At 53.5% G+C, this 22,266-nt stretch carries 17 protein-coding genes; 8 read left to right on the top strand and 9 right to left on the bottom strand.

Features of this window, described 5'->3' with window-relative positions; translation table 11 throughout:
- Nucleotides 1-23: 23 nt before the first annotated feature.
- The 3 genes from JRI89_00150 to JRI89_00140 form a co-directional block, all read right to left on the bottom strand.
- Nucleotides 24-1,718: a CoB--CoM heterodisulfide reductase iron-sulfur subunit A family protein gene (locus JRI89_00150; protein MBW2069640.1), complete on the bottom strand. Its 1,695-nt coding sequence runs from the start codon at nucleotides 1,716-1,718 to the stop codon at nucleotides 24-26.
- Nucleotides 1,719-1,751: 33 nt separating this feature from the next.
- Nucleotides 1,752-4,097, bottom strand: a complete 2,346-nt coding sequence (locus tag JRI89_00145; protein ID MBW2069639.1) for a hydrogenase iron-sulfur subunit — start codon at nucleotides 4,095-4,097, stop codon at nucleotides 1,752-1,754.
- 149 nt (nucleotides 4,098-4,246) lie between these two features.
- A complete protein-coding gene (locus JRI89_00140; protein MBW2069638.1) occupies nucleotides 4,247-5,176 on the bottom strand; it encodes a 4Fe-4S binding protein in 930 nt (309 codons plus the stop codon).
- Between the two features lie 272 nt (nucleotides 5,177-5,448).
- On the opposite strand from JRI89_00140, the gene JRI89_00135 reads away from it, so the two are divergent.
- Nucleotides 5,449-5,886, top strand: a complete 438-nt coding sequence (locus JRI89_00135) for an FKBP-type peptidyl-prolyl cis-trans isomerase (protein MBW2069637.1) — start codon at nucleotides 5,449-5,451, stop codon at nucleotides 5,884-5,886.
- Nucleotides 5,887-6,056: 170 nt separating this feature from the next.
- On the opposite strand, the gene dinB is transcribed toward JRI89_00135, so the two are convergent.
- Entirely contained in the window at nucleotides 6,057-7,244 is a 1,188-nt protein-coding gene (gene dinB / locus JRI89_00130; GenBank protein ID MBW2069636.1) for a DNA polymerase IV, read from the bottom strand.
- A gap of 8 nt (nucleotides 7,245-7,252) precedes the next feature.
- Entirely contained in the window at nucleotides 7,253-8,122 is an 870-nt protein-coding gene (locus JRI89_00125) for a B12-binding domain-containing radical SAM protein (GenBank protein ID MBW2069635.1), read from the bottom strand.
- 198 nt (nucleotides 8,123-8,320) lie between these two features.
- Here JRI89_00125 and JRI89_00120 point away from each other — a divergent pair, with 198 nt between their 5' ends.
- Nucleotides 8,321-9,850 (top strand): MFS transporter, encoded by a 1,530-nt coding sequence (locus JRI89_00120; protein MBW2069634.1) that lies wholly within the window; start codon nucleotides 8,321-8,323, stop codon nucleotides 9,848-9,850.
- A 115-nt stretch (nucleotides 9,851-9,965) separates the two neighbouring features.
- A complete protein-coding gene (locus tag JRI89_00115) occupies nucleotides 9,966-10,460 on the top strand; it encodes an HDIG domain-containing protein (protein MBW2069633.1) in 495 nt (164 codons plus the stop codon).
- 116 nt (nucleotides 10,461-10,576) lie between these two features.
- Here the strand turns inward: JRI89_00115 and JRI89_00110 are convergent, their stop codons facing one another.
- A complete protein-coding gene (locus JRI89_00110; protein ID MBW2069632.1) occupies nucleotides 10,577-11,431 on the bottom strand; it encodes a hypothetical protein in 855 nt (284 codons plus the stop codon).
- Between the two features lie 187 nt (nucleotides 11,432-11,618).
- Nucleotides 11,619-13,016 carry a hypothetical protein gene (locus JRI89_00105; GenBank protein MBW2069631.1) on the bottom strand — a complete coding sequence of 466 codons (1,398 nt, stop codon included), beginning with the start codon at nucleotides 13,014-13,016 and terminating at the stop codon, nucleotides 11,619-11,621.
- Between the two features lie 541 nt (nucleotides 13,017-13,557).
- Here JRI89_00105 and JRI89_00100 point away from each other — a divergent pair.
- Nucleotides 13,558-14,700, top strand: coding sequence for a sulfotransferase (locus tag JRI89_00100; GenBank protein MBW2069630.1), 1,143 nt, complete (start codon nucleotides 13,558-13,560; stop codon nucleotides 14,698-14,700).
- A gap of 105 nt (nucleotides 14,701-14,805) precedes the next feature.
- Here JRI89_00100 and JRI89_00095 read toward each other — a convergent pair whose 3' ends face one another.
- Nucleotides 14,806-15,678, bottom strand: coding sequence for a sulfotransferase domain-containing protein (locus JRI89_00095; GenBank protein ID MBW2069629.1), 873 nt, complete (start codon nucleotides 15,676-15,678; stop codon nucleotides 14,806-14,808).
- 71 nt (nucleotides 15,679-15,749) lie between these two features.
- Nucleotides 15,750-17,177: a hypothetical protein gene (locus JRI89_00090; GenBank protein MBW2069628.1), complete on the bottom strand. Its 1,428-nt coding sequence runs from the start codon at nucleotides 17,175-17,177 to the stop codon at nucleotides 15,750-15,752.
- 346 nt (nucleotides 17,178-17,523) lie between these two features.
- On the opposite strand from JRI89_00090, the gene JRI89_00085 reads away from it, so the two are divergent.
- The 4 genes from JRI89_00085 (at nucleotide 17,524) to JRI89_00070 (ending at nucleotide 22,101) form a co-directional block, all read left to right on the top strand.
- Entirely contained in the window at nucleotides 17,524-18,180 is a 657-nt protein-coding gene (locus JRI89_00085; GenBank protein MBW2069627.1) for a cyclase family protein, read from the top strand.
- A 3-nt stretch (nucleotides 18,181-18,183) separates the two neighbouring features.
- Nucleotides 18,184-18,945: a 3-deoxy-manno-octulosonate cytidylyltransferase gene (gene kdsB, locus JRI89_00080; protein ID MBW2069626.1), complete on the top strand. Its 762-nt coding sequence runs from the start codon at nucleotides 18,184-18,186 to the stop codon at nucleotides 18,943-18,945.
- A 15-nt stretch (nucleotides 18,946-18,960) separates the two neighbouring features.
- Complete coding sequence (locus tag JRI89_00075; protein MBW2069625.1) at nucleotides 18,961-19,908, top strand: phosphoglycerate dehydrogenase; 948 nt, start codon at nucleotides 18,961-18,963, stop codon at nucleotides 19,906-19,908.
- A gap of 273 nt (nucleotides 19,909-20,181) precedes the next feature.
- Entirely contained in the window at nucleotides 20,182-22,101 is a 1,920-nt protein-coding gene (locus tag JRI89_00070) for an alcohol dehydrogenase catalytic domain-containing protein (protein MBW2069624.1), read from the top strand.
- Nucleotides 22,102-22,266: the final 165 nt, after the last annotated feature.

The raw sequence follows: 22,266 nt of genomic DNA, 5'->3' as shown, positions 1-22,266 counted from the left end.
TCACAGGCGAGCTGCATTGTGAGCTAGTTGGCCTTGTACTTTGTTGCCCTCTGTTTGAGCTGGCCTAGGCGGAACTGGGCTGCCACCTTTGCTGCTACCCCGCTAGCATCGGCTACGGTTTCACCAATATCCCGCGGCCCTCTGCAGGTGCCGAGCAGATATACCCCGGCAACTGTGGATTCCAGGGGATGGAGAACAGGGTTTTTCTCCTGATAAAAACCGTAGCTGTCTCTCGCAGGTTCTTCATCGAGCTGCCAGAGCAAGCCGTCCTTTCTTGGCTCCATTCCCACAGCCAGCACTACCAGATCCACGGTCAGTCGCTGCTGGCTGCCACCTACCATATTGTCATAGACCAGAGAAGGCCTGCCGTGTTGCATTTCGACTGCCGCTGGCAATCCCTTTATAAAGTGGATACCCGCCGTGACTGCCCGTTGATACAATTCTTCAAATCCTTTGCCAGCTGTACGGATGTCATTGTAGAATATGCTTACCTCTGCATCAGGTACGTGTTCAATAGCGAGCATGGCTTCCTTTATGCTGGCTGTGCAGCAGTATCCCGAACAGTTGGGCAGATATCTTGCGTTGCGTGAACCCACGCACTGCACGAAGGCCAGTGAGCGAACCTGCCTGCCGTCAGGAGTCAACAACCTGCCCGCAGTGGGCCCGGTAGCCGCCACTAGCCGTTCGAACTCAATGTTGCTGATAACCCCGGGAACCGTACCGTAGCCGTAGGACCCTATTCTGGAAGGATCAAAGAGATCTACGCCTGTTGCCAGGACAATGGCGCCCACTCGCAGTAGCAGTTGCTGGCCCTGATCATCGAAGTCGATAGCCTGCCGTTCACAGGCCACTTCACAGAGCTTGCATTCGATACAATAGCGACGGTCTATGGCGGAGCGCAAAGGGATCGCCTGCTCAAAGCTGATGTGAATGCACTTTGTCGGTTTCATATTGACGTTCCAGTCACTGGGAACTATTACTGGACAGACTTCCATGCACTTGCCGCAACCGGAACATTTGGCCATGTCCACATAACGTGGCTTCAGCTGTACCTCGACAGAGAAGTTTCCCTGCCGGCCTGCCAAACTAACCACTTCAGCATTGGTGAGCAATTGGATCTCCGGATGATTTGCCACCTCCACCAGTTTAGGACCCAGGATACAGATAGAGCAATCCAGGGTAGGAAAGGTCTTGTCCAGTTTGGCCATCAAGCCGCCTATAGACAGTTCGCTTTCCAACAGGGTTACCGGGATGCCACTGTTGGCTATGTCCAGGGCCGCCTGACAGCCGCCAACCCCGCCGCCGACAACCAGAACTCTCTTGTGTTTGAGTGGCGGCCGTCTGGCAGGCTTGCTTTGCAGCAATGCCCGAATCAGTGCTGGCAGATCCTGGCAAAGAGCGTCGCTGCCTCCCAACTCCAACAGGTGCAGACGCCGTTTGCCGATCAATCTGCCCAGCGCTTGCTCAATGAGACCCTGACGAATTACTTCTTGGCAGACGCCAACCACCAGGTGCGCGGGTTTTTCAATCCTGCACTTCCTGCGGAGTTGCTGCAATCCCCAGGGAGCACAGAGAGAATCACAAGGCCACACCCGCCAACCTTCTCGTGTAATAGACTCAAGTAGTCCCGGAGATAATCTGCAGGTGGGATTCTGACAGAGAGCTACCAGTATGTCGTTCACCTTCACCTGACTCCTTTGTTGCCTATCTGCAGCCATGACTGCTCTGGACACCCTGCCTTCTCTGGGCAGTTAACCAGGCGATTGCCGCTGATTTCCCCTGGCTTGCTGGCAAAGTCGTTCTACAACAGCCTGAAACTTGTTTCCCTCGGTAGCTGATATCCACTCGAGCTGCAGCCTTTGTGGATCGATATTTTTTTTGGGCAGCTTGCTGCGCAACCGTTGCACCCGTGCCAGCGCCCGCAAATTGCCGGATATGTAATGGCAGTCTCCTGGCGGATGACAGCCTGAAACAAGGACGCTTGCGGCGCCCAGACGAAGTGCCTCCATAATCAGCCGCTCGCTTACCCGCCCGGAGCAGGGGACGCGAATAATGCGCACATTTTCCGGATATTGAAGTCGGGATACACCGGCAAAATCTGCGCCAGCATAGGAGCACCAATTGCAGGCAAAGACGACAACTTTACGGTCGGCCTCCTCTCTAAGTGCTGCCTGGACTTGGGCTACCAGCTGTTCATCAGTATAGCCGAGCAGCTGCGCTGCCCCAGTAGGACATTCGCCAGCACAGACTCCACATCCTTTGCAGGCCGCTGCTATCACGGCAGCTTTCTTTTCTCCTTCTACTTCCACCAGGTGCACAGCGTGAAAAGGACACTTTTGCACACATTTCTGGCAGCCCACACATTCGTCGAGATCAATTCTGGCTATTATGCCGTCCAGAGTAATCTGTTCATGAGCTAGAAGAGTGCCAGCCTTGGCAGCAGCACCACTTGCATGGGCGATGGTTTCGCTGATGTCTTTCGGCCCCTGGCAAGTGCCCGCCAGGAATATGCCATCCAGGGCCGTCTCCAGTGGACGCAGCTTGGGATGAGCCTCCAGAAAAAAACCATCGTCTCCCACAGACAGCTTCAGGACCTCTTTGAGCGGCCCGGCATTGCCATTTGCTTCCATGCCAAGCGCCAGCACCAGCAGATCTACCTCCTGCAGGGTGGCTGTCTGCAGCAGTTCATTGTAGCCATGCAGTTGCAAGGCGCCGTTACTCGGCGATACCACTCTGTCTATTCTGCCGCGATAGAACAACACTCCACTGGAGCGCACTGCCGCGTAAAGGTCTTCATAGGTTTTCTTGAGAGCCCTGATGTCGCTATAGTAAACAGTGACGTCCACTTGCCTTTCTGCTTTCAGGATGTGAGCCTGCTTGAGGGTTACCATGCAGCATACTCGCGAACAGTAGCGGTTGCCATCTTGCTCACGTGAACCCACGCACTGCAAAAAAGCTACTCTTTCCACGGGTTTGCCGTCCGAAGGTCGGCGCAGGCAGCCGCCAGTGCTTCCTTCAGGGTCAAGCATTCGTTCCAATTCCACCGAGGTCACCACGTTGGGCAAGCCCGCATATGGATACCGGTCCGTTTTCAGAGGATCATATGGTTGAAAACCTGTGGCTAGAATGATGGTGCCGACTTCCATACGTTTGTCAATAGGCTTCATTTGTAAATCTATGGCACCCCTTGGACACGCCTCGACGCAGTCGCCGCAGCGGCTGCACGCTTGGCCATCAATGGCATAGAGGGGCGGGGATGCCAGGCGATTGGGGAGGTAGATGGCTTTGTCTCCACCCTTGTCACGCTGGGTCGTACAGACTTCACTGCATTTGCCACACAGATCGCAACTGCTGTCCACATATCGCGGTTCTGTGTGAATCTCTACCTGGTAGTTTCCTATGTGTCCGGAGACACTCACCACTTCGCTCGATGTGGCCACCTCTACAAGCGGGTGGAACAGTACACGGCTTTTCAGTGGCGTGATGAGGCAAGTTGCCATTTCACCCTGGGGAAAAATTCGCCAGTAATCGTTCAGCATTCCTCCCAGAAATGGGGAGCGTTCCACCAGTAATACCGGATAACCCGTGTCCGCCAGATCGAGCGCCGCCTGCAGACCGGCCGGACCTCCACCCACCACCAGAGCTCTCTTGAGCACAGGAACCCGCCTGTCTGTCAGGGGAAAAATCATGGTGACCCTGGCCACGGCCATGGCCACCAGATCCTTTGCCTTGGCAGTGGCCTGTTGGCCCTGGAAAAAATGCACCCAGGAGCAATGCTCACGGATGTTGGCCATCTCGAGGAGGTAAGGATTGAGACCGGCTTCTTTGATAGTACGCCGGAAGGTTGGCTCGTGAAGACGTGGTGAACAGGCTGCCACTACAATGCGGTTCAAGCCGTGTTGACGAATATCGTCTTGGATTTCCAGCTGTCCTGGTTCCGCGCAGCAGAACACATGGTCGCGCGCCACATGCACATTTTTCAATCCTGCGGCAAACTCTCTCACAGCTGCCACATCCACAGCCCCTGCTATGTTGTGGCCGCAGTGGCAGACATAGACTCCAATGCGTGGCAAAGAATATGGCTGCATCTTTGACATGGCTAACTGACCACCCCCGGGGCAAAGCGCAGGAAAAACATGCCAGAAAAAGGCTTGACTTCACCTCCTGAAAAGGTGATGCAATCTGCGAGTCAATCAGTGCCTGGCGATGTGTAAACTCCGCAAATTCGTGCCACCAGCAAGCCTTATCAGCGCCGCGGTAAAGAAGAGAGGCGGTCGCTGCCCTGACCTTTCTGTATACTATAGCTGTTGGTAGCCTTTGCTGAGGCTTCAGAAGGTGATTTCTGCTTTAGTTTCGTCACTGCAGTGGTCCATGCATGTGAAAAAGTTTCCTCCTGAGCGTAAATGCGTTGCCGACGCAAAGTGATCGCCTGCTCCGGGCAGATGTTAACGCAAACACCGCAATAAGCACAATGTTGACGCACCACCCTGACGTGCTCTTCTTCCCTGACAATGCAATTGGTTGGACACAGGTCGATGCACAGGGTGCAGTCAGCAGGGCATCTGTAGTCGGCAATTTCCACCACTCCTGTGAAGATCGGTTGTACCACAATTGCATCGTAGTCGCATCCTGTCATGCAGAGGGTACAGCGCAGACAATTCTCTGCCAGCGGCTTGACAAGCCCTTCCTCGAGGCAGAAGGCTTCCCTGGGACAGTTTTCCAGACAGGTGTGACAATGTTTCGGGCATGCTTCCTGGTGATTTTCTATCCACTGTCGCTGCTGGCGACACCAGCGTTCTTCTTTTTCCTCCTCTGCCAAGGAGCATGGTTGCGGACATTTACTGGTGTCTACCCTGAGCTTCTCGGGAAACCGAGGCAGTGCCTGCTGGTCGGCAAGAATCTTTTTGGGCTCGCCATTGAAGAAAAGTTGGATACAGGAGAGCGGACAAAAATGTGAGCAGAGTTCACAGAGCACGCAGAGGTCCGGGTCCACTGAGATGTGTGGTTGCTCGTCCACTATGTGAACCTTGATTGCCTCCTTGGGGCATACTGTCTGACAAATGTCACACTTGATGCAGGTCTCTTTGTCCAGGTGGAGAGCTATACAGTCTGAGTAAAAGCAGAGGGAAAGTTGAATGCTCGTGGGAGTTTCTCGCTTGTGCAGGCGTGGACGCATTCGCAGTGCCTATATCAGTTGACTCTATTTAGTGTAAGGTTAGATGACAGAAATAATATGCATATTGTTTGTATTGCAAACATAACATATATGCAAGGTCTGTGACAACCAGCCAACAGTGCGAGAGAAATATGCCTGGGTCAACCATTGAAAAGATCCTGGAGATTGAGCGCTTGCCAAAGGAATCTTTTCGGCTATACTAAAAAATTGGTCAGGGATTCTCTCCCTTGGTGAGGTGTTTGAACAAACCTTGTACTAGCAGCGAGAAGAAAATGGCTCAAGTAGGTCCAGGTACATTTGTCACCATCGAATATGAGGCATTTCTAGATTCCGGCACCAAGGTGCTTGGCACCAACAACGACCCGCCATTGGTGTTTCGCTTTGGCTCCGGTGAAGTATTTCCCAAACTGGAGCAGGAAATTGCCGGCTTGAATCCGGGTGATACTCGCGAGTTCGTGCTTCGTCCAGAAGAGGCCTTTGGTCCTTTTGATGAATCCAAGGTGATCAAGGTTCCGCTGGAAGAATTTCCCAAAGGGAAAAAGTTGAAAAAGGGCACCGTTTTGAAAATAGAAACAAAAGATGGCGAGGAGAGCCTCTGCTTCGTGGGCGATATTCGACGAGACCATTTTCTGTTGGACTTCAACCACCCCCTGGCCGGCAAGACCCTCAACTATCGGGTAAAGATCCTGGAAGTGCATCCCATCACCTGAACCATCCGGCCGTTGCTGTGGGAGAAGGCCCACAATTTCACCAGATGGTAGCTATTTCCTGGGCTGCGGAAGGGCGTTAGAGGGATGGAGCTTCTGGCAGGGCAGGAATGTTGCCGGGGCGGCTATCCGCGAAAAGCTCCTGATGGTCTCCGGGGGGATAGAGTACGAATTCAGCGGCGGGAGTCGGTCAAGGTTGCCGGAAGGATCGCTTGGTCGCCGTATTTCTCAGATATCTTATCGAGGGCTCGATTCAGTCTTTGCCGCTTCTCTGAGTCGCATTCCGTATGGAAAAGTGGAAGTTGTTCCTGGCCTCCTGCCTGGCGCAGTTGTGATACTGAAACGCCGAGCAGTCTGACCGGTCTGCTGCCGATGTCGCACCTGTCCATCAGGAGGCAACAGTTTCGGAAGATTTCCCTGCCATCATCTGTGGGCTTCTCCAGAGTGAGCGAGCGGGTGATCTGTTGAAAATTGCCATATTTCACCTTGAGGGTGATGGTGCTGCCCCACACATGCTGTTGCCGTAGTTTCCTGGCTACCATGTAAGCGAGGGAAAGCAATTCTTTTCTTGCGCTCTGCACATCCGTAATATCAGTATCATAAGTCTTTTCACGGCCCACGGACTTGGCTCTGCTCCCGGGCTTCACCTCTCTGTCATCCACTCCGTTGGCCAGCTGGTGGAGCTGCAGGCCGTGAGCTCCCAGCTTGCTGCACAGGAGCTTGCGAGGCAGCAGAGCCAGGTCGCCAATGGTGGAGACGCCAAGGGCAGCCAGGGTCCTGCTGGTTTCCCTGCCCACACCCCAGAGTTTATCGATGGGAAGCGGTCTAAGGAATTCCCGCACACCATCATGGGGAACAATGGTGAGGCCGTCAGGTTTTTGCAAATCCGAAGCGATCTTTGCTGCCAGCTTGCAAGGGGCAATTCCTGCTGACAAGGTCAGACCAATTTCTTGCCGCACTCGCTTTTTGATCATCTGGGCAATTTCAACTGCCGAGCCGAACAATCTTCTCGAGGCGGTCACATCTAGAAAAGCTTCATCAATGGATACGGGCTCAACCAGAGGTGTATACTGGGAGAAGATTGTAAAGATTCTTCGTGATACTTCCTTGTAGCGCGCCATTCTTACAGGCAGGAAAATACCGTGGGGACAGAGGTGTCGAGCCGTGGCTAGCGGTTGAGCTGAGTGGATGCCGTATTGGCGCGCTACATAGGAGGCGGATGAGACCACCCCTCTCTTGCTGCTGCCGCCAACGATTACTGGCTTGCCGCGCAGCATAGGCTCATCCAGCACCTCAACCGAGGCGTAAAAGGCATCCATGTCCAGGTGCAGTATAGCTCTTTTCTTTTTGTCGGCTGGCATGGGGCGATCTACAGCCTCCTCAACCACTCCGGCTTCAAGGCAACTTCTCCTCTCAGGGCGGCATCGAGCAATTCCATGGTGCTTTGGCGGTCTCTGGGAAGTCTCGCCTTGATCGGCAGATAATTGGAAGCATGGTTGGCGAAAAACAGCCCTTTGCTCATCTGCGTATGGACAAACATTTCCCGCAGTTCCATCAAGAGCCCTTGCCTGTCGGGGAGGTCGAACTCTCCTGCAGCGTAGTCCTCAACGAGTGGCGTGTTGGGCAGCAGCATTACGGTAAGTGCCCCCACATAGTCTGGATCCATGGCAGTGAGGACCTCTCCCGTAGCCCTGGCATGCACCAGGGAGCGCTGCCGTCCGGCGATGCCCAGCAGTACGGTGACCGACAATTTGATTCCTGCCTGCTTCACCCGCTTTGCCTGGTTGATGAGGTTTGCCGCTGTGGTTCCCTTGTGGATCTGCTTCAGCGTTTCGTCGTCGCCGCTTTCCACCCCCACATAAAGAATACCCAGGCCGTTATCTCTCAATTGCTGCAGGTCTGCATCACTTTTCATCATGATACTCTTGGCATTGGCATAGGCCCCAACCCGGCGCACCCAGGGCAGATGTCGCCGTATTTCTTGCAGGATCCACAGCAGTTTTTTTTGCGGCACAATGAGCGCATCTCCGTCCAGGAGAAACAGACGATGCTGCTGCCGCATGTACCTGGCGGCATAGAGAATATCGTTGAGAATGGTGTGGTCATCCTTGATGGTGAACCGTTTGCCCTTGTAAGTGCCGCAAAAAGTGCATCTGTTATGGGAGCAGCCCAGGGTTACCTGCAAAAGGATACTGAACGCTTCGCTGGGCGGCCGAATGATGACACCTTGGTAATGCATCTCCTCTGGCTCATTCATAGCTTCCTCAAATCCAGAAGCAAATGATTCTGAAAAAGGGCAGTTCCCTAATGGTCTTTCACCAAGTATAGTAGGTCCTTCAGGGTTTTGGCAAAACCCTTTTTGCCACAGCCCGGCAATTGTTTCACCTGGACTGTTACTGCTGTGGGCAGAAGCCACTGGCTGAAAGAATCTTTTGATATGCAGCAGCTATCACCTAGAACCAAGCTATTCGTTCTGATCGCTGCCCTGCTCGCTGTGTTCCTCGGCGCCCTCGATGCCCTTGTTATCGGCACGGCTATGCCCACCATAGTGGCCGATCTTGGCGGCCTGGAGCTCTACAGCTGGGTTTTTTCTGGCTACATGCTGACCCGGACAATCTCCCTGCCTTTGTTTGGCAAACTATCCGATCTGTATGGCAGCAAGAAGCTCTTTTTGGCAGCAGTGTCCATTTTTCTGCTGGGCTCAGCCGGTGCCGGCCTGGCAAGCAATATGCCTCAACTCATAGCCACCCGGGCAATTCAAGGTTTCGGCGCTGGCGGCAATTTTGCCGTGGCCTATACGGTAGTGGCAGAAGTGTCGCCGCCCGAGACCCGGGGCAAAATGATGGGGCTCATTAGCTTTGTCTGGGGAGTGGCCAGTGTGCTGGGTCCCATTCTGGGAGGATTTATTGTGACCTATCTGGCCTGGCCCTGGGTATTCTACATCAATTTACCTATAGGGGGTCTGGCCATGCTTGCCATTCTGACCTATTTCCACGAAACCCGCCAGAAAAAGAGTGAAGCTAGTATTGACTACCTTGGCTCCTTTGCCCTGTCTGTCTGTATCCTGTCTGTGCTGTTCATTTTTCTCCGCGCCAGTGGTGCGGCCAGCTGGCATTCTCCTGAAATTGTCGGCCTCTCCGTGGTGGTCTTTCTTGCTGGCCTGTTGTTTTACCTGGCTGAAAAGCGGGCCAAAGAACCCCTGCTTCCCCTGCAGTTTCTCACCATCCGCAGTTTTGTTCTCGCCAATGGCGCTGCCTTTTTCAGCAGTTTTGCCATATTTTCTCTCATCGCCTTCCTGCCCCTCTTTATCCAGGTTTCCATGGGAAAAAGACCGGCTGAAGTTGGGGCCATCATGGTTCCCTTGAGCCTTGGCTGGTCGGCTGGTGCTCTCTTTTGTGGCCAGATGGTGAGCTGGATAGGAGAGAAGCGGGCCAGTGTAGGCGGTGCCATGCTCATGTTGCTAACCACCCTTATGACTCTTACTTTCAGCGCTGCCACTGGCATAGTCTACTTCAGCATCGTCACCTGTGCCATTGGCACGGGCATGGGCTTCGTCTCAGTGGCCACGCTCCTTACAGTACAGAACAGCCTGTCAGAAAGTGATCTGGGCCTTGCCACCTCGTCGCAACAGTTTGCCCGCACATTGGGCGGCACTATCGGCATTGGCATGAGCGGTGGTGTGCTTTTTTATAAGCTTCACAACAGCCTGGTGGCATTCACCCAGCAGGACAGTGCGAGGCTTTCTGCAGAGATGGCGGCAGAGATTTCCAGGAACATGCAAAAATTCCTCAGACCGGAGTTGCAGGGGCAATTTCCTGAAGCAGCTCGGCAGGCAGTACAACAGGCAATTGCCCAGGGAGTGGAGGCAGTTTTCTGGCTGGCCCTGGCTGTCTGTCTGGTCAGCTTGATAGTCTGCGCAATGCTTCCTGCTTTGCCGCCGCAGGGATTGCACAAAAAGCAAGGGTAAGTTATACATTTATGTTATCAGCGGCGCTTCCGAAATGAAACGTTCGACTTCGAGAGGAACGTGACAGGTGATACCTACTATAGCTCAATGCTACAGTTTAATGGATGACTACCGCATGCTGGACAATATCAGGGAGCACAGCATTGTGGTGGCCAAGATTGCTCATCTGATAGCCGAAACCCTTTCGACTGCTGGGGCCAGGGTCTCAGTGGAAGCTACTCTTGCTGCTGCCTTGCTGCACGATATAGGCAAGACCCTGTGCCTAAGAAACGGTGGTGATCATGCTGCCCTTGGCAGGGTAATATGCCTGCGCCACAAATTTGACGAGATTGCTGACATTATTGGCGAGCATGTAATATTGCAAACTTTTGATCCCCAAGACGGCATTTCAGAGAAGGAAATCGTCTATTATGCCGACAAGAGGGTGAATCACAGTTCGGTGGTGAGTCTTGACGAGCGGCTGCGCTACATTCTCGAGCGCTACGGTCGGGACAATCCCCTCCGCCGTCAATGGATTATCAGCAATTTTGCCACCTGCCGAGCCGTAGAGAGAAAGCTCTTTGCCCACCTCCATTTCACACCGTCAGAAGTTGGCAGGCTCATCATGTGAATGAATACCAGTCTGGATATCTGCCTGACATTCTGAGAACACTATGGTACGCTGAATATTCGAGTTCTTGGGCATCATCGGCAGGTTGACGCCTGCACAACTTCCAGCAACTTACTTCATTTGCGCAAGCGGCGAATCAGGAGGTCTTTGAAGGTCATCAAGGAATTCAGAGATTTTCTCCTGGGCAGGCTTTGCATGTATTGGGAAGAAAATTCCGGCTCGATCACTGGCTGCTGGCTGAGGGCCCAATCTTCACAATCATAGCCGATAACTTCCATATAAGGCAGGTACACTGGTTTGAACAGTTCCACATCCTCTGGGGTAAACCAGTGCCGCCAGTCACCAGTAGCCTTCTTGCGGACCACCTTGGCCTTGCCTGTTGACCTGGGGACTTCAGTGTCCACTTTTACCTGGAAGCCAAGATAACTGTTCAAGTCGTCAAAATTTTTGGCAACCATCTGTTCATAGGTGAAGATAAACCAATCCTGGTCAAGTTCCCTGACAAACTTGGACATGCGCTTATAACGGCGCTCCTCCTCGGCCACCACTTCCTCAGTTGTTCGCGGCCAACCATTGTGACCCGAATACCGGCAGATGACATGAAAAGGAACAGAGGCAGGATCCTGCTCCTTTTTCAGGACCAGATCGAGATGCGCCTGGTACTGCTTTTTGCTGCCTAGATAGCCGCGATGCCAGCGGTAGAGCATCCGGCTGACCGCAACGTCCCGGGGATCGCGGGCCATCCAGATTTTGCGATCATAAGCTTCCTTTTGCAGGTGCGCCAGATAGAGATCAAAGGTTTTCCCTTTTCTTTCCTCATAGGTATGCTTGTATACAGCATTCTGGTAGTCGCCCACATATTTGCCCGGACGGCCGCCAGAGAAAGCCTGGCAGTTGGGCAGTCCTCCTGCAACCTTGTAGAGCAGGGCTGTAGTCCCTGACTTGCCTGTGCCCAAGATGAAAATCTTCATGAGAGTCCCTCAGCAAAACGCCTCTAAACTCGAAAGTCGGCAGGCTCAATGCCTGAGCAAGCAAGACGCCTTCCGGCATTGCTCGGCAACAGTGGCATGAATCCCTGAAAGCGGCCGGAGTATAGATGGAAGGCAACAGGCTGTCAAGAGCAATAGTCCCCAGAGCCTGCGGTCAGCGGCGAATCTTTCACGAGCTGATTCGGAAGAACTGCTCGGCTATCTGTTCTGCCTGTACTTCTCTGGCATCCCCCAGCACTCGGCGAAACCTGGCGATCTTGGCGCGCACCTCTGGCAGTGTTACCCCTGGATAGCGATAGCGTTGAAAGGCAGGCTTGTTATGAGACCCGGGCAGGCGGGATTTGCAGCGCTTGACGATCATTCGTCCAGCTGCAACGGCTCTGCCTTCAAGACGCTGACGCCTGGAAGGCTGCGGCAATTCAGATTCACCTGCTGCCATCTGTTCCAGCACTGCTACCATCCGTTCACAGGCCAGAGGTCCTTGCCTGGAGGCCAGATAGTGTTCAATCAGCGCCTGACGCTCGGCCCCTTCTGCAGGGCCAAGCTTGCCAGCAAGAATTCCTGCCAAGGTTTCTTGCAATTCATCAAAGTCGAAACACTGGTGACTCAAGAGATTCGGCAAGCGATAAAAGCCGTAGTCATAGTATTCATTGATTTTGGCTCGATAGCTGACAGCAGGAACACCCATTACGTAAGCCTCTACGCCGGTAGTGCAGCCGTTGTGAATCACCAGCCTGGTAGCCCACAGCCAGGGAACCACATTGCCCTTGTTGGTTACGTACACCCGCTGGCATTTAGAGGCAATCTGTTGGTAAATACCGGGATTCTCAGTGGGGTGAGGCCGCACCACTACGTTGTAGTCAGGAAAAGTTTTCGCCAACCAGGGAATGAGGCGCTGAAAAGCAGCGAAGATGGCCTGTTTGTGATCACGCAGTCCTTCGGCGTATTCCCTGGTCATGCCTCTGGCTGCTCGGCCGAATCTAGGTTTTTCGCCGGCTTTTTTAGTGGGTTGAAACAGATTCTGCACAGGAGAAAAACTGTTCACATGATTGAAGTTGGTGTTGATGAGTATGAAGTCCCCATATTTTCCCCGAAGTTTAGCCACCTCTTGCTCAAAGAAAGGCCGCATTTCCGGCCGTAATAGATCCCCTCGGGGGTTTCCAGTAACATGGATTTTGGCCCCGGCTGGTAGTTGATCATACTGGCGCCACAGTGCTGCATTGTCCTCCCCCCAGGCGAACAGATGAGAAACATATGACAGGGCCACCGGCGACAGCCGGCGCGAGAAGTAAATCTCTGGGGGCAGGTGAACCAGGGCCTCCTCGTCCCAGGCCACGATGCCGTGGCCGAGATTGTGCATGATCTTGAACATCATGTCGCTGTGTACAGTGATACTCTTGGAAAGATAAATGCTTGGAGGGTATGAGGCGATACGAAAATGAATTTCTCGGCGAGGCCCGATAATGGAGGTGAAACCATGCTTGGCAGCAACATAGGCGAGCAAGAGTTTGGGATCGAATTCGCGGACCTGGTTCTCAACGGGAATAAGCAAGGATTTTATTGACATATAGTTAACTCTCAATGGCAGTCACTGCTAGAGCCCGGCGCCTTCGCCCGAGGGGCTCTTCAGTTGTCCAAAAAATGTTAGGCCAAGGAGGAAGCAAGTGTCAAGTACGGATTATCCTGACTCGGACAAAACTTGAGAAGGTCCATGGCGCCGCTTGCAGATACAATGGTATGCAGCCTGGTCTGAGTGTTGCTGCTGACAGTGATCCTTTGCGAGGCTCTGGCACTCTTGGCAGTGAAGCAGCTGCGCAGCACTGCCGAGGACAATTGCCGCAACAGGGGAGGATATCTTGACAATCACAGCAGGGTGAGCGTAAATTGCTTTAAGATGCAGCAAATTATCGGGAGTTGACGGAACAGTCTTGAACATAGCGGCAACCTCAGACAAACTCCATTTCTTGAGCAGAGAGATGGTGTTTTTTTCAGAGCGTTGCAGGCTCTAAACTGCCCTGGAGCTGCAGGGTTGCCGGGTAGTATGCTCCTTGCAGGCAGCCAGGCTAACAAACAGGCGGTTGGTTTGCTGGCGATTTATGGAAAACAACATGTTGAAAAAATACTATGAAAGATTCTTGTTTCTTGCAGCCAGGCAGATCCTGGGAGAAAGAATGACCGAGGCCATCATGGCCGCAGAGGGGCGCGTCAGCTTGCACAGACTTCGCAAGAGCCTGACCAGAAGAAAAATTCTGAAGAGTGAGCTGAATGGCAGCAAATCCATACTCCATGATCTCAGCCGCACCTGCCTCAAGCATTTGATTCCAGTAACCGAACCCCTGGCTCTCATATCTCAGATCCAACGTTCAGGGGGAACACTGCTGAGCAGGCTCTTTGACGGCCACCACCAGCTGCATGCGCATCCTTATGAGCTGAAAATTGGTTACCCCAAGAAGTACTTCTGGCCAGTACTCGATCTGCGCGACAGTCCAGAGGCCTGGTTTGAGATCCTTTTCGAAGATATCGTTGTCCGTCTCTTCAAAGAAGGCTATCACAAAGAGCGCTCTGATGAGACATTTCCCTTCATCTTTCTGCCTGCTCTGCAAAAGGAAATATTCTGCAAATACCTTGCGGGCATCAGCCGGATCAGCCAGCGTGACATTTTCGATGCTTACATGACTTCTTTTTTTGGAGCCTGGCTCAACAACTATAATGTGCTGGGGTCAAAAAAGTTCGTCACTGGCTTTACACCCAGGCTGTCAATGAAAGTTTCCAACATGAAGGCGTTTTTCCATGTCTATCCGGATGGGCGCCTGATATCCATCGTCAGGGACCCCAAGAACTGGTATCCATCGGCCTTGCGGCATGCTCCCCAGAAAAAGCATAACAAGTACGGTGACATCGATAACGCCCTGGCTCAGTGGCAAGAAAATGGTGCCGCCATGCTGAGAAACAAAGAGATGTTTGCCGACCGAGTCTGCATCATTCGCTTTGAAGATCTGGTAAGCCGAACCGCAGACGTCATGCAGTACTTATGTGAATTTTTAGATATCGACTTCAATGATATCCTGTTGATCCCCACCTTCAATTGCAACCAGATCAGTGCAAACACCAGCTTCGGTCCGGAAAAAGAGAAGATCTTGCGGAGTACTCTTTACCGGTACCAGACTCTCAGCCCGGAAGTATTGCGAAAAATTGACACGGAAACAGGGGAAATCTACCAGGCCCTGCTCGACGAAGCAGTTGACTTGTGAAAACTGCCGTCCGGGCCAGCATTGTCGGCCTGTTCCTGCCGAGGCTTCCAGGAGGCGGCCGACTGCGCCAACTGATCACGGTGTTCTGTCCCGGGGGCATTGAGATCACTGCTGCGGCCGACTACTGTGAGTTGTACCAGCAAATATCTTGGTGCAGAATTTGCGGATTTTGTTCAGGGCATTCTTGCGCACCAGGCTTTTCATATAGAGAGAGGCAAATTGCGGCTCTATGACGGGCCTGGGGTTGATCTGCCAGTCGCGGCAGTCATAGCCAATGACTTCCATATACGGCAGGTAGGCTGCTTTGAACAGCTGGACGTCTTCCGGTGTAAACCAGTTGCGCCAATCGCCAAAGGCCTTCTTGCGAGCCACCTTTGATTTCTTGGTGGTTTGCGGCACCTCTGCCTCCAGGTGGACCTCGAAACCGAGATAGTGATTCAAGGCCTTGAAATTGCCGCGCACCATGTCTTCGTAGGTAAAGACAAACCAATCATCACCAAGGTTCTTTACGAACTCGGCCATTCGCTGGCTGCGAAACCGTTCGCCCTCGATCAACGCCTCAGTTGCCAGAGGCCAGGGGCCGTGGCCAGCATAGCTGCAAAGGACATGGAAAGGAATCGAGTGGGGCTGGCGCTCTTTTTGCTCCACCAGCCGCAGGTGCTGCCAGAACTGTCTCCAGCTTCCTTTTGGTCCCTTGTGCCAACGATAGAGCATCTTGCTCACGGCGGCATCCCGAGGATCACGCGCCATCCAGATTTTCCGATCATACGGTTGCTCTGCCAGGTGTTGCTGATAGAGCTCGAAGGTCTTGCCTTTTCTTTCGCTATAAGTATATTTGAAAATGGCATTGCCATGCAGGCTTTGATGTCTGGCAGGATATCCACCGGAAAAGGCCTGGCAGTCTGCAAGCCCGGCCGCCATTTTGAATAACAGGGCGGTTGTTCCAGATTTTCCGCGTCCGAGGATGAGAATTTTCATATAATCTCCCGGTTGAATATCAACAAAGCTTCCAGTTGAGCATTGCAAACAACAGTGTTGGCAGCATTACCTCAGATATGCCTCGCTGCCGGCGCCACCCGGAAAATATTTCTGGATACCTGACTTACCTCTACCTGTTCGTCGCCGCCCAGAATCTCCTGGAATTTGTCAATTCGCGAGCTGATGTCCTGCAGGGCAACCGGTGGATAGCGGTGCTGTTGGAACTCCTTGGTCTTGGTTGCACCCGGCAGTTTGGCTTTTACATTTTGTCTCAGGCGGCGGCTGGTTGTCTGCAGCCGGCCAGCCAGCCTGTGGCGCCAGGATGGTGAAGGACATCGGATCAGGTCTTGAGCGACCTTCTGCAGAATGTCCACGATCCGCTCGCAGGCCAGAGGTCCGCTCTGGGCTGCCAGGTGACGCTTGACAAGGGCCTCGCCCTCTTCACCATGGAGGGCAGCCAGCTGTCCCTCCAGGATCCGCGCCAGGGTATCTTGCAGGTCGCTGAGGTTGAAACACTGGTAGCTCAGTCGATTCGGCAACTGATAAAAACCATAGTCGTAGTATTCATTTGTTTCCGGCATGTAGGAAATGCTGGGCACCCGCATGGCATAGGCTTCCACCCCTGTGGTACAGCCGTTATGAATCAGGGCGCAAGTGGCCAGCAACCATGGCACCACGTTGCCCTGATTGGTGACCCGGACCCGACGGCACCTGGCGGCGATCTCCTGGTAAATCTTCTGGTTTTCTGTGGGGTGAGGCCGCACCACGATGGTGTATTCCGGAAAAGACTCGTCCAGGACAGGAATAAGTCTTTGAAAATGCTCGAAAATGGTCTGCTTGTGATCCCGCAACCCTTCGGCATACTTGCGCGGCATTCCCCGGGCCGCCTGACCGAACTCCGGTTCTTCACCTGATCTTTTTATGGGTTGAAACAGGTTCTGTGCTGGATAAAAGGCATTCACATGGTTGAAATTGGTGTTAACGAGTATAAACTGTCCATAAGATTGTCTGATTCTTGCTGCTTCTTCCTGATAAAAGATCCTCATGTCGCGCCGCAGCAGGTCGCCTCGGGGATTGCCCGTTACGTGAATCCGGGTGGCGCCGGGCAATGCAGGATACCGCCGCCACAGCTCGGCATTATCATCGCCCCAGGCAAACAAATGCGATACGTATTTCATTCCCCGAGCCGATAATCTCCGCGAATAATAAATGTCCGCCGGCAAATGCACCAGGGCTTCTTCATCCCAGGCGACGATCTTGTGGCCCAGTCTGCGGCTCAGTGGAAAAATCTTGCGCTTGCCGATCCTTAGGGATTTGGCAAGAAAGATGCTGGGTGGAAAGGAGGCAATGCCAAACTCTATGTCCCGCTTGAAGCCGATAACGGACTGCATGCCGCGCCTAGCAGCAACGCAAGCAAGCAGCAGCTTGGCATCCAGCTCACGCACCTGGTTTTCTACCGGGATCAGTAAAGCTGTTTTTTTCCAGATAGGGGCGCTCATAGACCACGGCTCTCCACTTCATGCGGTCGAGGCAGGGTGGTATTATATTGGCAAGCCTGCAAAGTGCAAGTACCGCTGCAGCCAGATAAATGTTCTGATTGCAGCGCATGTATCACAGGAGTCCCTGGCATTGCAAGAAAATCTGGCTCTGCGCTTCAGGAATATACTGAGTTTTATTCTATCATGTTTTGACGGCTCGTCTAACGCTACTCTCGGGGCCCGCAATTGTCCATATTTCAGGAAGGTGTTAAGATATCAAAATCTTGACAAAATTATAGTCGAAAGTTATATTGCTCCGCATTCTCCAGGAAAGTGTTCTCGCTGTTGACAGTTTCTTGGGTGTAGCCTGAAGGGATATGAGCTCTTGAAAATTTTAGACATTTCGCTGCCGGTCAGCCCGGCACTGCCGGTGTGGCCAGGTGACTCGCCTGTCAAGGTGGAGCGCTATCGATCCATAGCAACAGGCGACGAATGCAACGTCTCCAGACTCTCGTGCAGTGTGCACTCGGGTACCCACGTTGATGCTCCCAGCCACTTTATCGACAAGGCTCCGGCGATTGACGAGCTGCCGCTGGAGGCACTCATTGGGCCGGTCCTTATTGTGGAAGTGCCGCAAGTGGACACCAGGATTGAACCAGAGTTTCTGGACAGCCTCTCCTTGCCCGCTGGCACCGAACGGCTGCTTTTCAAGACCCGCAATTCGAACTTGTGGCGCCAGGCGGAGCACAGCTTTCAGACTGAATACGTTGCCCTCACCCAGGAAGCTGCCAGCTGGATCGTAGCCAGAGGCATTCGCCTTGTAGGCATTGATTACTTGTCGGTGCAGCTTTTCACCGACTCCAAGCCATTGACCCACTGCATCCTGTTGCAGGCTGGCGTTGTTATCATCGAAGGGCTCAACCTGCGGCACGTCAGCCCAGGAGCCTACCAGCTCGTTTGCCTGCCGCTCAAGCTGGTGGGCTGCGACGGCGCCCCGGCCCGGGCAGTGCTTATTGAAGGATAGCTTATGAAAATAATAGCTATAATACCAGCTCGCATGGGTTCGAGCCGCTTTCCGGGGAAACCCCTGGCTCCCATCCTGGGTCTGCCAATGATAGAGCATGTATACCGCCGTACTGCCATGTGCGACATACTGGACGAGGTTCTTGTGGCCACCTGTGATCAGGAGATTATGGCGGCTGTGGAGGCCTTCGGCGGCAAGGCTGTGATGACCTCAGCATCTCACCAGCGAGCCAGTGACCGGGTAGCTGAGGCGGCCAGCAAACTCAGCGCAGATATTGTTGTTATGGTGCAAGGCGACGAGCCCATGACCTATCCAGAGATGATTGCGACTTCTACGGCCCCTTTGCGCAGCGGCGACAGACGAATTGCCTGCGTCAATCTGGCAGGCCGCATTCAATCGGAAGAAGAGTTTGTCGATCCAAACACCATCAAGGTGGTTATGGATCTGGAGGGGTTTGCGGTGTACATGTCCCGGGAACCGATACCGAGCCGCCATCTGCAACCTTTCGCTCAGCTGCCTGTTTACAGACAGGTATGCATCATTCCCTTTACTACCGAATCCCTGCAGGAGTTCAGCCGGCTGCCGCCAACACCTCTGGAGGTGGCTGAGTCCATAGACATGCTGCGCTTTATCGAGCACGGCCGCAAAGTGAAGATGGTGGAAACTACCTACGCCACGCATCCCGTTGACACCCCTGAAGATCTGCATCTCGTAGAAGCATTGTTGCAAGAAGATCCATTGACCAAGAAATATATAGTACAATAAGGAGTGAAGGGAAAAATGACCTGGAGAGTTTTGGTGTCAGCGCCGTACTTTCTGCCCGTAATGGAAGATTACCGGGAGCGCCTTGCTGGAGAAGGCGTGGAACTCATTGGCGCTCGGGTGAGGGAGAGATTGAGCGAAGAGGAACTGCTGGGAGTTATTGGGGACATTGACGGAATCATCTGCGGCGACGACAAAATTACTGAACGTGTGTTGGCGGCTGCTCCACGCCTCAAAGTGATTTCCAAGTGGGGCACCGGCATCGACTCAATTGATGCTGAAGCCGCGGCCCGTCGGGGAATCCCGGTTTACCGAACCCCGAATGCCTTCTCCGAGCCGGTGGCTGATACAGTTCTCGGCTATATCCTGACATTCGCCCGCAAGCTGCCGTGGTTGGACCGGGACATCCGTAATGGCAAATGGGAGAAGCCGAGCCTGCTCTCTCTGGGAGAATGCGTCCTGGGCGTCGTGGGAGTGGGGGACTGCGGCAAAGCAGTTGTGCGGCGGGCGGTCAGTTTCGGCATGCGCGTCCTTGGCAACGATATCGTGGAACTGCCAGATGAATTCATAGCTGAGACCGGCCTAGAGGTGGTTTCCCTGGAAGAACTTCTGGCCACAGCTGATTTTGTCAGTCTCAACCCCGATCTCAACCCCACATCCTACCACCTGATTGGCAGAGCGGAACTGGAGCAGATGAAGCCGGGCGCTTATCTGATCAACACCTCTCGGGGGCCGGTGGTGGATGAAGCTGCTTTGATAGAAGCCTTGCGCCAGCGCCTTATTGCCGGTGCTGCCCTGGACGTGTTTGAAGAGGAGCCCCTGCCGGCGGACAGTCCACTGCGGAGCCTGGACAACTGCCTGCTGGCTCCGCACACTGCGAACAGCAGCCCGCGAGCCTGGAAGCGGGTGCATGAAAGTACGGTGCGAAACTTGCTCGCCGGACTGCGCCAGGCAGCGCTCGCCTGATTATTTCGGTGGGCACTGAATAATGGGCCCCTGTTGTATTGATTGCTGCCTGGCGCAAGCAATAATACTGCAGCCTCTTCGGGACGTCGGCGCAGGAGTAAACTGCAGGCATTTTGCTTTAGCTTCACCAGGTACTTAGATTCGCAAATATGGTGACGTACTTAGTTGACTTACCTCGAAGCAATTGCTCACTCAGCGCTAAGCCCTGAATAAACAAGTTCATTGTTGAAGTTATGAGTTGAAAGACTTGGGCTTAGTTCAGGTCAAGGATAGATGGGTCAGCCAGAAACAACTGTAGTTATCCGCACATTCAATGAAGAGAAGTTCTTGCCGGCTCTGCTGGCGGCGTTGGCCAAGCAGGCTTACAGGGATTATGAGACCATTGTCGTCGATTCAGGATCGCTGGACAAAACTTGCGATATCGCTCGCAGGGAGGCAGACAAGCTGCTTCACGTGCAGAGCCATGATTTTACTTTCGGCTATTCGTTGAACGTGGGTATTCGCAACAGTTCTGGGAAGTTCATCGCCATTGTCTCGGCCCATACCCTGCCAGTTGATGAACATTGGCTGGGCAGGTTGGTAGAGCCGCTGCGTGATCCCAGCACAGCCATGGTTTATGGCCGGCAGATGGGAGGGCGATCTTCCAAGTTCAGTGAAATCCAGGACATGCGGCGAACCTTTGGTCCCAGACCCAGGATTATGCGGCCGCCTCGTTTTTTTGCCAACAACGCCAATTCTGCCATCCGCAGAGACCTGTGGCTGGAACACCCATTTGACGAAAGTCTGTTGGGGTTGGAAGATATTGAATGGGCCAAATACTGGATGGAGCGCAACTACCAGGTTGTTTATGAACCAGAGGCCGCCCTTTACCATATACACGAGGAGAACTGGCGGCAGGTTCGCAGACGCTACTATCGCGAGGCAGTTGCTGCCCGCTGGATTGGCATCAAAGGGAGCAAGCATGCTGTGGCTACACCGCTCCAGGAAGCAACACGGCTCGTCTTTGACTGGGGACGCTTTCTATGTTCAGCTGACGACAGACGAGCAGGATCGCTGCGCTTCTGGCAGATGGTTGGCGAGACTACGCGCTTTCGGGCCAACAAGAGCATAGGCACCATAAAAGGGTTGCTGGATGGTGGTATTATGGAAAATCCAAATGCCAGGGAGGAGATACTTTTCGACCGTACCTGTAGAGCTGTGGTCATTCATGGCGCGGGCGAAGCCAGACTCGAGGAAATTGACATTCCCAGAGTCAAACCTGGAGATGTCCTGATTCGGGTTGCCTATGAGGCAGTCTGTGCTACTGACATCGAAGTCTATGAGGGAACCCTGGGGTATTACAGGCAAGGGACGGCAAAATATCCCATTATCCCTGGACATGAGTTCAGTGGCCGGGTGGTTGACATTGGGCCCAATGTCAACCACCTGAAGGTCGGTCATGCCGTTGTGGTGGAGTGCATTCAGAGCTGCGGCACCTGCGAGGCCTGTCAGCGAGAAAACTGGATCGCCTGCAACCAGAGGGTTGAGCTGGGCGTCATCGGCAGAAACGGCGGTTACGCAGAATATGTGGCCGTGCCCGGGAAATATGTCCATGCCCTGCCGGCAGAGTTCGATTTGTTGAAAGCCTGTCTTTGTGAGCCTCTGGCGGTTGCCCTGAAAGGCCTCAAGCGGCTGCGGCGAACCTGGCGGGAAAGAAAAGCGCCAAAGAAGTGTGCCGTGGTTGGCGCCGGCTCACTCGGCCACCTCTGTGCCCGAGTATTACAACTCTGGGGCCATCAGGTAACGGTGATAGACCGCAACCCGAAAAGATTGGACTACCTCAGAGGCTCTGGCATCGAAGTAGCAGAGAACCTCTCCGGTTTGGCTGATTTTGAAAATCTGGTGGAAGTGACAGGTAATCCAGAGGCGCTAGATGTCCTGCTGCACGACAGTCCTGCGGGTGCCAAGATTCTTCTGCTCGGTTTGCCTTATGCGCGCAGGCAGTATACATTTGAAAATATTGTGGCCTATGACAAGATGATTGTGGGCTCTGTCGGTAGTGCTGCCAAGCATTTCGACCTGGCTATCGAGCTCTTGCCGCAAATCGACACCAGTTGCTTTACCGAGAAAATATTGCCCCTCTCTGACTACGCCCAGGCCTGGCAACTGGCCAGGTCCCAAAAATATCTGAAAGTTATTCTGGAGATAAGCTAGAATTACAACTGGTGACAGCCTTCAAGGCTGCACTGCTGTCGCAGCCGTGCAGGTGAGAGGCAACCGTTTGCCTTGCGGATATGAGATTCCAACGGCAAGCGCCATATGGCAACGACAGCGCTTGATGACAGAGTTGGTTATTGGCGGTATGATATGAGGCGACCT

This window comes from Deltaproteobacteria bacterium (assembly GCA_019309045.1).
Lineage (GTDB): Bacteria > Desulfobacterota > Syntrophobacteria > BM002 > BM002 > JAFDGZ01.
The sequence above is the reverse complement of the archived record's forward strand: the minus strand, read 5'-3'. Positions and strand labels throughout refer to the sequence as shown.